The organism is Epilithonimonas sp., from assembly GCF_032055105.1.
Classification (GTDB): Bacteria; Bacteroidota; Bacteroidia; order Flavobacteriales; family Weeksellaceae; genus Epilithonimonas.
On sequence record NZ_DAMBRK010000003.1, the window covers coordinates 20,073 to 31,923 of the forward strand.

Below are 11,851 nucleotides of genomic sequence, written 5' to 3' on the forward strand. Positions count from 1 at the left end.
ACTTAATTGTAAAAATCCAGCATTCCATCAGCAAGTGCTTTCCACTGTATTTTCGTTAATTTTAAGAAGCCCCCGAAAGTCACTAGGAAATTTCTAATTGTATTTAAAATTCCAACATTTTTTTTATTCAGCATTTCATTTCGTCCGTAGATACCAACCTTTATATAATCAATTCCTTTTTCAATGATGAATGTTGATGTCGCACTATCAGAATAAAAGTGCTCTATAGTTTTTGGATCTCCTTTTGGAGATGCAGAAGGTCTGCATGTAATTAGATGTCTTTCTTTTTCATTATTAGTTGTCAAAGTGATTTCATCGATTCTTACCCAGTCAAAACCTTTTGAACCGATATTACCTGGACCGGGAATATCGATTCTGATAAAATCCCCAACACGAGGATGCCTGTCTATATACAATCCTAAAGAATTAAACAGTTTAAAGTCAGCAAAACCATTTCCCGAATAATCATTCCAGTGATTAATAGAGTAAAAACGATTTTTTAGAATGCTAAATTTATCATCTAATATTTCCGGTATAATAATGTTTTTTTGACTTTCTGTATCGTGAAATGAACCTTTATATTGTCTGGGAACGCCTTTTATTGATTTTGCTTTCATATGATTTGCTTTATTTTTTTACAATTAAAAAATCCATTAGAAAAAATAAGAGAGCAATTAATTGCTCTCTGCCTGATATACTTTTAATTAAAAAATCTTAATAATTTATTTTACTTAGCTTTCGTATTCAAATTTGTATCAGCAAGCTGAGTCAAAGTTTCATCACATTGTTTTTCTTCTTCTAATGTGGCAAGAAGATTTTTTAATGATACTTTTTCTTTCAACACTTTTGCAAAAGCAGCTAATGTTCCATAAGTTGCAATTTCATAGTGTTCAACTTTTTGAGAAGCAGCAATAATCCCTGCATCTCTTACTCTTCCCTGCTCTGTTTCCTTTAAAATACTATCTGCTTCATCCAACAAGCCCTGCATTGCATCACACTTTTTAGCCTGTGCTTTTTTACCCATAGATTTGAAACATTCTTCCAATCTGCTTACGTGTACTTCAGTTTCTTTTAAATGTTGGGCAATAGCATTTTTCAACTTCTCATTGGTAGCATTTTTGTGCATTTTTGGTAAGGCTTTTACCAATGCTTTCTCAGCCCAATAGATATCTTTAAGGCCATCTTCAAAAAGATCTTTCAATTCTTTCGCCGCATCTTTTTTTGCCGGAGTTTTTCGTGCAGTCGTCTTTTTTGCGGTAGTTTTTGTAGTAGTTGCCATAATTTTTATTTTTTTATATTAATATTTTGATTTTTAGCCATTTATAATTAATCCACCATTCGGATGAATTACCTGTCCCGTTATTTGCGCTGCGGCATCTGTGGCAAGAAATAAAAAACTGCCCGCAATTTCTTCTTCGGTTGCATTTCTTTCTAACGGAGGCTTATTTGGATCTTCTTCCTTTTCGTTAAAGGTTTTCTCGGTTAACGGTGTTGCGACAGGACCGGGTGCAACAGCGTTGACACGAATTCCCTTGGATTTTGATTGTAATGCGAGCGATCTTGTAAATGAAACAATGGCTCCTTTTGTTGCGCTGTAATCCAGAAGTTGTTTGTGTCCTTGATAAGCGGTAGCTGAAGTCGTATTGATAATACAATCACCCATTTTCAGATGTGGAAAAGTTGCCTTTGTAAGCAATATCATTCCGATGATATTGGCATTAAATGTTTCTCGGATATGCTCTTCCTGTAAGTCTAAAATATCATCACAGGGAAATTGAACACCTGCATTATTGATCAAAATATCCAACTTTCCAAATTCAGATATCACCTTATTGACTGCTACTTTACAGAATTGGAAATTATTGACATCCCCGGAAAAAATGATAGACTTTCTTCCTAATTTTTCAATCTCATTTTTGGTTTCTTCAGCCTCTTTGTCATTAGTGTGATAAATAATCGCAACATCTGCGCCTTCTCTAGCAAATAACAATGCAACCGCTTTCCCTATTCCACTATCAGCTCCGGATATTAAAACCGATTTATTTAGTAATTGTAATTTATCCGTCATCCTAAGCTATTACTTCTAAATGATCTCTCTTCACTTCACATCTGAGACAACCGATAACATACTCCATAAAATAGTTCTGTGCATCAACCGCTTTTGTCATAGGATGAAGTTCAATCTTATCACTTCTAATGATTGTCCCCTTATAAGAAATACAGTAGTAAGCGTAGATCTCACCGTTGGATTCTTCCACAGGAGTAGCAAATCCGGTTGTGGCAATTCCCCATTCTGTATTAAAAAGCTTAGCAACATTTATAGCCATTTGCTCACTAATATTTCTTGATACGCAGTTCGCAGATATAGCCTCGTCTTTATCAATATTTAATAGGTTAACTTTTTGTTCCAAATTATATGCAGTTAAGCCTCCTTTATAAAATTGTTCCGCTTGAGGAATTTGCGAAAAAGCCATTTGCAGTGAACCCGAAGTAACACTTTCTGCTATTGAAATAGTTTCTTCTCTTTTAAGAAGATGCTGTCCAATATTATTTAATGTCAGGTTAGATGATTCCATAATAATATAATTTGAAGTGATTAAAAAAGAATAATTCAGTTCGATTCTTTAAAACAATTCTTCTGCCAAATGATATTATATTTCCGAACTAGATAAGGAAATATTATTTATGATTTGAATCACAATATATAACTCATTAAAAATCAGATTAGCTGCTTTAGAATATTATCGTAATCTTGTATAGATTCTAATCGAACACCTTAGATATAATATACACCCTTTGTTAGAAAAATTTGGACTTATATATTCAAGATGAACAATGTTGAGCATCAAAGATATTGTGTAGAGAATTATATATCTTTAGAAACTTAATTGCATTTTTTTAGGATTTAAAATTTATTGATTCTTAGATTATATTCGAGAATTAATGATCTTGGAAAGAGTTTGATCTTTCGTAATATAGGCATTCTTCCAACTAAAGAAAGTTGTTAGTTTATTTCTAAAATTAATTAAAGAATGTGATGAGCGATGACAAAAATAGCGGTATGAAAGACTTACGGAAGGTGCTTTGTAGGATCTTTTTCAAAATGATAGAAAAATACACTGAAACTATTTGCTTATAAAACCAAAGTATTTTTCTAGTGGTATGGAAACATTGTGCTGGCATAAGCTTTTAGAGGAATGAAGGAATAAGACTATATGCGTAAGGGAAAGACCGAAGGTCGACAGCCAATTAATTATAATCTCTCTGGCAATAAAAAAATTGGCTGGGGATATTGGCTATCTTTTACTATTGACAATTGACTACTCTATCTGCTTCATTTTTGTGCATCCTACAAATTGGCTGGGTGGGAATAAAACGGAGGGAAAAGGTGGGTGAAAAATGGCTATTCCGTTACAAGCAGAAGCATTTTACATAATCTCAAATTGTGGGCAATGATGCAGTTGGTTTTGCACGTAAGGGAGCCTGCGGACTGGAGGGCAACGTTTTGCGCCGGCAGATTGACCATAATTTCTATTATGTAACTTGCTGTGGCAGAGCAGTGATAGTTGCATTCTTCCAATTTTAATATCGTCCAAATTAATCAAAATTTTTAACGGACCTTAGCTGTCAATTTTTTCAAGTAATTCTGAATAGAGTTCCAACAAAATAAGATAGTCGTTCTAGCTTTTCACTTTATTAGGTAAACTTGAAATATCATCTAATATATGTCCATTTGAGAAAACTATATTATTATTTAAAATGATATGATCTAAGCCTTATTTCTCCTTAAAAGATTTCAGGAAAGATGCATCGGAATTTTCAAGTAAATTTAATCATCAAAGTTTAATTCGGTTATATCTATTCCATTTACATCCATTAATACAAGGATATGCGATTCAATATATTCAACTATTCTTATCAGTGCATTTACGTTCTCATCTTCTAGATTTCTGAAATGATTCAATTTAAAATTATATTTTTCTCCAATGTCAATTGCATCGGCGAGATGGTTCATTTCTCCAGACATAGCGATATTAACAATGTTATCAAAAATATTATTTCTACAGATAATTAAGTCCTGAATAGCAGTTACAATGGCATTCCGATTATTTTCCATTAAAACAAAGTACTAGGTTGAACGTTTTCATCAAGATTAATTGCAAGTAATTCAGATTCGTGATTTGGAAAAGCAAAGTCTTCTATATCTCTGTCTTTCAGCCATTCCTTTTCCATTGATCTGTATAAAACTATCGGCATACGGTGTTTAGTATTGTGAATTTCCGTCATTAATTCATTTGCCTGTGTGGTAACAATCGAGAAGGTGTTAAGTTCTTCGCCGGTATCCTTATCTGTCCAATTACTATAAATACCGCCTAATGAAAATATCTCCTGATTTTTAACTGTAAGAAAATGTTTGTGTTTGTCTTTACCCTTATCATCCAGCCATTTCCACTCATAAAAACCATTAACCAATACCAAACAGCGCTTATTATAATTATTTCTAAAGGAAGGTTTTTCTTTAATGGTTTCAATCTTGGCGTTAAGTGTTTGCTTTTGTATTTTCCTGTCTTTTGACCAAAATGGAATTAGTCCCCAATTTGCCGTTGTGCACACATCAGGATTTTCATCTAAAATCACCGGAACTAAGGGGTGGGCGAAACCATTCAGAAATTTGGTGGGTTTATAGTCTTGTCCCTCAAATCCCACTCCATAAACTTCTTTGATTGCTTTTTTTGTAAGACTTGTATCAACGTAATAGCACATAACATTCAGTTTAGTAATTAGTTGCTAATGTAAGAAATATACAGCAAAGGAATGAGCAATCCCAAGCGTAGTGAAACTACGTGCAGGGTTTAGAAATGACGACCTGGATATTTTCTTATTGTAAAGGAAAATTAATGGAAGTAGCCTCCGATCGTGGCTACTGCGAGTATAATTTGGATTATGTAACTTGCGGTGGTAGAGCTGTGGTTTGTTTACAATGACCTCTAAAACAGCACCCCAAAAAGAAATACGGAAGCCCTCCTTAGAAACTTCTAGATTTTCATTACTATTTCCGATAATTTCAAAAAAGGAAGAATCACTTTCTAAACTTGAAATTCCATCTTCGTTTTCAAGATAGAATCATCCTTCCTGGTAAACCACTTTTTCATTGAGTGGACTATTTAGTTGTATTTCTCCGGAATAAGAACGCAAAATATCTCCCACAAAGATTTCTTGAGCGTTTTTATCTTTTAGTTCGGTTGATTTTCTTTCCTTATTATTCATTTTGTGATTTTTCAAAATTCAATTGATAAGCACTGGAACGGCCGCCTCCTATTTTGATGAAGGCTTGGATTTCGGCAAGGTGCTGTAAATCTCTAGTTGCTGTGGCCTTGGAGGTTTTGTTGATGGAAATGTATTTTTTGGCGGTCATTCCTCCTTTGAATCCATCTTCGCCTGCTTCCATCATTTTGTTTATAGCTTTGAGTTGGCGTTCATTCAATTGGTCTTTGAAGCGATCAAAAAAATTGGTCTTTTTCAAAGTGAAAAGCACTAGATTTTTGGTATCATCCAGAGCTGACTGTAAAATATTGAAGAAATAAACCACCCAATCTGTGATTTGTAGGCTTCTTTGGGCTTTTTTAAGTTCCTCATAATATTTTGCTTTGTCTTTTTCAATCGCTTTTGAAAGACTAATAAAAATGGGCATTTCCAATTTTTCGGCTAAGGCCTTTTCGGCTAAAGCACGACCAATACGGCCGTTACCATCTTCGAAAGGGTGTAAAGTTTCAAAATACAAATGAACTAAAGCAGAAAATAGCATCGCTTCTCCTACTTTTCCTAAATCTTTTTCTGAAAAGTTTTGATACCAATTTAAAAACTGATGGGTAAATTCCGGTAAATCCTTTGATGGTGGCGCTTCATAATGAACTTTGAGATTTCCATAACTGCCAGAAACCACCTGCATCGGTTCTGCGCCAGTACGAAAAATGCCTGCATTAATTCCTTTTTCGGCATCCATCAGGATTTTATGCCAATTCTGGATTAATGCTTTATCCATAGGTTTTGCGTAGCTATTCTGCACTTCAATCATCAGTAATGCAATGGCGTTGGCTTTTTTGTTTTTAGAGGTTTTATGAAAATCTTTCACTCCTAAATTAACTTTTAGTGAGGACATTACATCTTCTCTGCTAAAATATTCACCCTCAATTTCCGAAGTTTTTAGGGCTTCAGACAACATAATTTCAGTAAAAACTTCCTGTTTATTTTCCTGTGAAAAGCTACTCAGCATTCCGTTGGCTTCGCCCAATTGTAAAGCAAAGTTTTGTATGTTAGGAAGTAATTTCTTTGTACTAAAAGAAAAATTAGGGAAGTTTTCTAATTGCCAAATAAAAGTCATGAGCCGATTATGTTTTATATTCGGCTCAAATATACTAAAAATAATGAGCCGAATAACTGGTTTATTCGGGTCATTGTGTAAGTTTTTCTACGAAAAATGAAATCTGCTAATGCTATTGTTAGATTATTTACTCAACTCCTTCGCTAACATCTCGGCTTGTTTTAACACTGTTTCCGTAGCCAACAATTGCATATCAGGCGGATAGCCATATTTACGCAATAACCGTTTTACAGCAACTTTCAGTTTTGCTCGCACACTTTCTTTTATATTCCAATCAATGCTTGCATTCTGCTGGATGGTATTGGTTAATTCGACCGCAAGTTCACGTAACTTTTCTTGCTGAAGCAATTCTTTAGCACTATCATTATTAGAAACTGCGGTATAAAAAGCATATTCATAAGATGTTAAACCAAGTTTTTTTGGTTCATCGTCCATTTCGACAATATTCTTACTCAGCTTTATAAGCTCATCAATCACCTCTGCAGCTGTTAGAATTTTATTGTGGTAGCGATTAATTGATTGCTCCAACATTTCCAGCAATTTCTTACTCTGCACTAAATTGGTTTTAGTTCTGGATTTTATTTCATCATTCAACAACTTCTTCAAAACCTCTAATGCCACATTCTTATGTTGCATATCTTTCAACTCCATCAAGAATTCATCCGAAAGAATCGAAATATCGGGTTTCTTTATACCTGCTGCATCGAATACATCAATCACTTGATCGGATACCAAAGCCTGATCAATAACTTGACGAATGGTGGTTTCAATTTCTTCATCTGTTTTGCCTGGCCCCACACTATCAAACTTTGCTAACCTTGCTTTAACTGCTTGGAAAAAAGAAATTTCATCTTTAGCATCCATAGCTTGATCGTGTGGTATCGCAATAGCAAATGCTTTTGATAGAGCAGTTACTTCATCAATATATCTTTTCTTGCCATTTTCTAATCCTAAAATATGATCTTCGGCAGCCAATATCAACGACAGTTTTTTTGATGTATCGGCATCAAAATAATCTTCATAATGGAAACCGTGATACATCGCAGAAATCACTTCAATTTTTTCTAACATTAGAGCAACTGCCTGTTCTTGTGCGACCGCCGGATCTCCTTTACCTCCAGCATCCGAATAGAAAGCCAATGCTTTTTTCAAATCGGAAGCAATGCCTAAATAATCGACGATTAAACCTCCTGGCTTATCCTTATATACACGATTTACGCGAGCTATCGCCTGCATAAGGTTATGCCCTTTCATAGGTTTATCGATATACAACGTGTGCATATTCGGAGCATCGAAACCCGTTAACCACATATCACGAACAATCACCAATTCTAATTCATCATTAGGATCTTTCATACGTTCGGCTAACATTCTACGTTGATCTTTTGTTGTATGGAATTTAGCTAATTCAGGGCCATCCGAAGATGCGGAAGTCATAATTACCTTTATCTTTCCTTTTTTCAAATCATCCGAGTGCCATTCAGGTTTTATCGCAATAATCGCATTATACAATTCTGCCGCAATTCTACGACTCATCGACACGATCATTCCCTTTCCTTGAAACACCACCTGCCGTTGCGTAAAGTGATTGACAATATCAGCAGCAATATTTTGTACACGTTGTTTACCTCCAATTAAAGCTTCTAACTGTGTCCATTTACTTTTGGCTTTTTGAGTGGATGTTAGATCTTCCTGATCCAATTCGTCATCCAACTCATCCACCAATTCTTTTCCTTCTTCAGTTAGTTTTACTTTCGCCAGTCTGCTTTCATAGAAAATACGAACCGTTGCGCCATCTTCAACCGCTTGAGCGATATCATAGATGTCTACATAATTACCGAAAACTGCTGGTGTATTGACATCCGTACTCTCGATAGGTGTTCCTGTAAAACCTAAATACGTTGCATTGGGTAAGGCATCACGCATATATTTAGCAAATCCATACACTATTTTTTTACCAATTACATTCCCGTTCTCATCCTTATCATCTACGGTTTTAGCACTAAAACCATACTGTGTACGGTGTGCTTCGTCTGCTATTACAATGATATTTTCTCTAGCAGATAACGTTTCAAAAACGTTACCTTCTTCCGGTTGAAATTTTTGTATCGTAGTAAAAATTACCCCTCCTGAATTTACCTTTAAAAGGTCTTTTAACTGTTTTCCATCAGTCGCTTGAACAGGATCTTGACGCAATAATTGTTTCGATGCCGCAAAGGTGTCAAATAACTGATCATCTAAATCATTACGATCCGTAATGACTAAAACCGTTGGATTATCTAAGGCTAATACAATTTTACCTGTATAAAACACCATAGACAAAGATTTACCCGAACCTTGTGTATGCCAAACCACACCTCCTTTACGGTCGCCTTCGGGTTGGTTTTTTACACCTGGTAAACCGTAGCTTTCAGGAGATTCTTTTACTACATAATCTGAAGTTTGCTTTGAGATAAATCCAGAAGCTCTTTTTGTAGATTCTACCGCACGATTTACGGCATAATATTGATGATAGGCTGCTAATTTCTTTACTGTTTGTACAGTAACAATTCCATCAGCGTCTTCTTTTTTAAATTTTTCGAAAACCACAAAATGTCTGACCAAATCCAACAATACGTTTGGTTGCAACATTCCTTTTATTAATGTTTCTAATTGGCTGATTTGTTTCGATGCTTCGTTGACACCATCTGTGGTTTTCCAAGCCATAAAACGGCTCAAACCTGCTGAAATAGTTCCTGCTTTTGCTTCCAATCCATCAGAAATAACCGAAAAAGCATTGAAAGTAAACAACGAAGGGATCATTGCTTTGTAGGTTTCTATCTGGCGAAATGCAGATTGAATGGTGGTTTTATCATCCGTAGCGTTCTTCAATTCTATGACAACTAAGGGTAAACCATTAACAAACAGAATAATGTCTGGTCTTTTATTGACGCCATTTTCTACAATAGTAAATTGATTGACGACTAAAAATTCGTTGTGCAATGGATTTTCAAAATCAATTAAAAACACACGATCCCCGCGTTCCTGTCCATTTACACGTTTGGTTACCGGAATACCCTCCGTTAGTAAACGGTGAAATGTTTCGTTGTTTGATAACACATCAGGCGAAGCAATACGCAAAATTTGCTTCACTGCATCTTGTTGTGCATCGAGAGGAATCATTGGATTAATACGATGAACCGCATTTTCTAAACGTTGTTTTAAAACAACCTCTTCAAATGATGTTCTTTCCCTATCTCCTGCATCAGGAGCTAATTGAACCCCATTGATATATGTATATCCCTGATGTTCTAATAATGCTATAGCAAGTTTTTCTATTTCGTTTTCGGTCATGGTGCTATATTATTTTCTGATTCTCATTGATTGTTATTTTCTCCTAACCAACGGCTAACTGTCTGTTCGTACGGTATTATTTCATCACCTAACCAATTTTCAATATATCTAGGGTTATGACTGTTAGGAGTTGGATAAACATCATCAATTCTAACTTGTATAGGTGCACGTACACAATCACCTGTAATAATTGCATGTTGCTGTGGAATAACTGGTAACTGATCTAAAATATCGGCATTTGCACTAGATACCAAACCACGAATATATTTTTGATCTTCTGGATTTTGCAGACGATGAATAATGAATGAGTTACATTGAGATAAAACTGTTTTTGATAATTCAGACGGTCTTTGACTACTCACAATTAATGAAATTCCATATTTTCTCCCTTCTCTTGCTATTCTTTCAAAAACAGTTTTAGCTACTGAATATTTATTCTCAGCTATATAACTTTGAGCTTCCTCTAAAACTATGACAATGGGATATTTTCCTCTGTCCGCAGGAACAAAATATGAAACAAACTCCAATATTATTCTTCCTAATAATGCTGTTACCGTTTCCAATACTTCAAATGGAAGTTGAGAAACATCTATAATATTTACTTGATGGGCTCTAGTTTTATCATAGGCTCCAGAAGTATCATTATATTTCTTAATAAAATGTTCTTCTGTTTCGTGCGAAAAAGCACTATTATAATCTCCTAAAAGAAAAGCTAGAAATTGGGGTAAGACATTTTTATTTATTTCTTCTGTATTCTTCAACATCAAGGGAATTGACATTCTTTTGTCGTTCAGAAAACTATTCATTCTTAAACGTAAAGTAGAAATAAACTCATTAAGTCTCGCGTTTCCAGAACCTTCATTTTTTATAGCTGCATCTAAAAATTTAGTACACAATTCTTGATAACTAAAATATATTGGTAAATCTATATTTTGAGAGCTTGTTATTTGTGTTTCTGTAGCTTCTTCCATCAATACATTTAAACGATCTTGAATATTTCCTATGATTGGCGTTTGTAATGCAGCGTTATTAAAATTTATTTCTGCTCCTAAATTTGATACAAAGTCAGCCAGTTCATTATCAAAAGGTCTTATAGCTTCTGCAATATTTAAGATTTCATTATTTACCAGCCACTTCCATCTACCAAAATCTTGATATCCTGTTCTTTTCTTTATATCTTCATTTGAAAATGTTCTTATACTTTCCAAATCGCCTGCTAAATTTAAAGGAAGAACCAATCTAGCAATACTTTCTTCACTATTTTTTGCTAAACCAATTGCACTATTTAATAATGGAGCTTGAGTGGCATCACTCGGATTTAATAAAGACTTAAAATCTGACCAATTCATTAACCAATAAGGAACCTGAACTTTATCTTCTCCCCCGTAATAATTGGCATTAATTAATTTTAATTCTTCTTGAATTTCAGTACTTAAGTTGTCAAAATTTTCTTTAATTGGTAAAAATGCATCTTTATATTCACCATTGGTATCAAAAATTACTATATGTGCAGTTTTTAAATAATTCCCATTGTAATCATATTTGAAAAGATTTCTAAGGATTGATGTTAATGTACAAGATTTACCTGAACCTGTATTGCCTAGAATTGCAGCATGTTTAACAAAAAATTGATCTGGTGATATTTTTACTCGATAATCAGAAAATGCTGGAGATGTACCCACAGGAAGATAAAAATCCTTTTCGTATTCTATTTTAACTTTGTCTATCTTATCATCAAAAATATGCTTTAAATCTTTTTCAGTAACGTACCAGACTGGATTATCTAATGTTGGAAAGTTATATACGCCTTGAATAAATTTCTCGGTATTCCCATTTTTTGAAATTGTACCCAACATCGTAGCAGAAATATATCGAGCTGATGTTGGTAAAGATATTGAAGTTGAATTCTTACCAAATTCAACCTCTTCTTTCATTGTTACACGGGTAATTAATGCAACTACTCGATCTGCGCCTACCGGTATAATTAAATAGGAATTAATACGAGCAATTTCATAGACATCTAAAACTCCACTTTTATATGTTCCTCTAAGGTCTTCCTCAATTTTAATAAAAACTCTAAAATTATCTACTGAAAGAACTCGACCTACAATTCTATTGTTACTACTCATAAAAGTC

Annotated in this window: 10 protein-coding genes; all 10 read right to left on the reverse strand. The window is 34.3% G+C overall.

Annotation, left to right across the window (positions count from 1 at the left end):
- Positions 1–2: 2 nt before the first annotated feature.
- The 10 genes from RTY06_RS02905 to RTY06_RS02950 all read right to left on the reverse strand — a co-directional run bounded on the left by RTY06_RS02905 (position 3) and on the right by RTY06_RS02950 (position 11,844).
- Positions 3–617, reverse strand: a complete 615-nt coding sequence (locus RTY06_RS02905; RefSeq protein WP_312822679.1) for a hypothetical protein — start codon at positions 615–617, stop codon at positions 3–5.
- 110 nt (positions 618–727) lie between these two features.
- Positions 728–1,279, reverse strand: a complete 552-nt coding sequence (locus RTY06_RS02910) for a ferritin-like domain-containing protein (protein ID WP_312822680.1) — start codon at positions 1,277–1,279, stop codon at positions 728–730.
- A 33-nt stretch (positions 1,280–1,312) separates the two neighbouring features.
- Positions 1,313–2,068 carry an SDR family oxidoreductase gene (locus RTY06_RS02915; protein ID WP_312822681.1) on the reverse strand — a complete coding sequence of 252 codons (756 nt, stop codon included), beginning with the start codon at positions 2,066–2,068 and terminating at the stop codon, positions 1,313–1,315.
- Between the two features lies 1 nt (position 2,069).
- Complete coding sequence (locus RTY06_RS02920; protein WP_312822683.1) at positions 2,070–2,576, reverse strand: nicotinamide-nucleotide amidohydrolase family protein; 507 nt, start codon at positions 2,574–2,576, stop codon at positions 2,070–2,072.
- Positions 2,577–3,829: 1,253 nt separating this feature from the next.
- A complete protein-coding gene (locus RTY06_RS02925; protein ID WP_312822685.1) occupies positions 3,830–4,117 on the reverse strand; it encodes a hypothetical protein in 288 nt (95 codons plus the stop codon).
- Positions 4,117–4,764 carry an SOS response-associated peptidase gene (locus tag RTY06_RS02930; RefSeq protein ID WP_312822687.1) on the reverse strand — a complete coding sequence of 216 codons (648 nt, stop codon included), beginning with the start codon at positions 4,762–4,764 and terminating at the stop codon, positions 4,117–4,119. The genes RTY06_RS02925 and RTY06_RS02930 overlap by 1 nt, the downstream gene beginning before the upstream one ends.
- A gap of 360 nt (positions 4,765–5,124) precedes the next feature.
- Positions 5,125–5,268 carry a YopX family protein gene (locus tag RTY06_RS02935; protein ID WP_312822688.1) on the reverse strand — a complete coding sequence of 48 codons (144 nt, stop codon included), beginning with the start codon at positions 5,266–5,268 and terminating at the stop codon, positions 5,125–5,127.
- Positions 5,261–6,382, reverse strand: a complete 1,122-nt coding sequence (locus tag RTY06_RS02940; RefSeq protein ID WP_312822690.1) for a DUF4172 domain-containing protein — start codon at positions 6,380–6,382, stop codon at positions 5,261–5,263. Before RTY06_RS02940 ends, RTY06_RS02935 begins: the two co-directional genes overlap by 8 nt.
- Before the next feature lie 123 nt (positions 6,383–6,505).
- Complete coding sequence (locus tag RTY06_RS02945; RefSeq protein WP_312822692.1) at positions 6,506–9,715, reverse strand: type I restriction endonuclease subunit R; 3,210 nt, start codon at positions 9,713–9,715, stop codon at positions 6,506–6,508.
- A gap of 23 nt (positions 9,716–9,738) precedes the next feature.
- Positions 9,739–11,844, reverse strand: coding sequence for a helicase HerA domain-containing protein (locus tag RTY06_RS02950; protein ID WP_312822694.1), 2,106 nt, complete (start codon positions 11,842–11,844; stop codon positions 9,739–9,741).
- Positions 11,845–11,851: the final 7 nt, after the last annotated feature.

Coding starts and splice junctions, on each gene's coding strand:
- RTY06_RS02920 (WP_312822683.1), bottom strand. CDS start 2,576: ATGGAATCATCTAACCTGACATTAAATAATATTGGACAGCATCTTCTT.
- RTY06_RS02940 (WP_312822690.1), bottom strand. CDS start 6,382: ATGACTTTTATTTGGCAATTAGAAAACTTCCCTAATTTTTCTTTTAGT.
- RTY06_RS02915 (WP_312822681.1), bottom strand. CDS start 2,068: ATGACGGATAAATTACAATTACTAAATAAATCGGTTTTAATATCCGGA.
- RTY06_RS02935 (WP_312822688.1), bottom strand. CDS start 5,268: ATGAATAATAAGGAAAGAAAATCAACCGAACTAAAAGATAAAAACGCT.
- RTY06_RS02925 (WP_312822685.1), bottom strand. CDS start 4,117: ATGGAAAATAATCGGAATGCCATTGTAACTGCTATTCAGGACTTAATT.
- RTY06_RS02905 (WP_312822679.1), bottom strand. CDS start 617: ATGAAAGCAAAATCAATAAAAGGCGTTCCCAGACAATATAAAGGTTCA.
- RTY06_RS02910 (WP_312822680.1), bottom strand. CDS start 1,279: ATGGCAACTACTACAAAAACTACCGCAAAAAAGACGACTGCACGAAAA.
- RTY06_RS02950 (WP_312822694.1), bottom strand. CDS start 11,844: ATGAGTAGTAACAATAGAATTGTAGGTCGAGTTCTTTCAGTAGATAAT.
- RTY06_RS02945 (WP_312822692.1), bottom strand. CDS start 9,715: ATGACCGAAAACGAAATAGAAAAACTTGCTATAGCATTATTAGAACAT.
- RTY06_RS02930 (WP_312822687.1), bottom strand. CDS start 4,764: ATGTGCTATTACGTTGATACAAGTCTTACAAAAAAAGCAATCAAAGAA.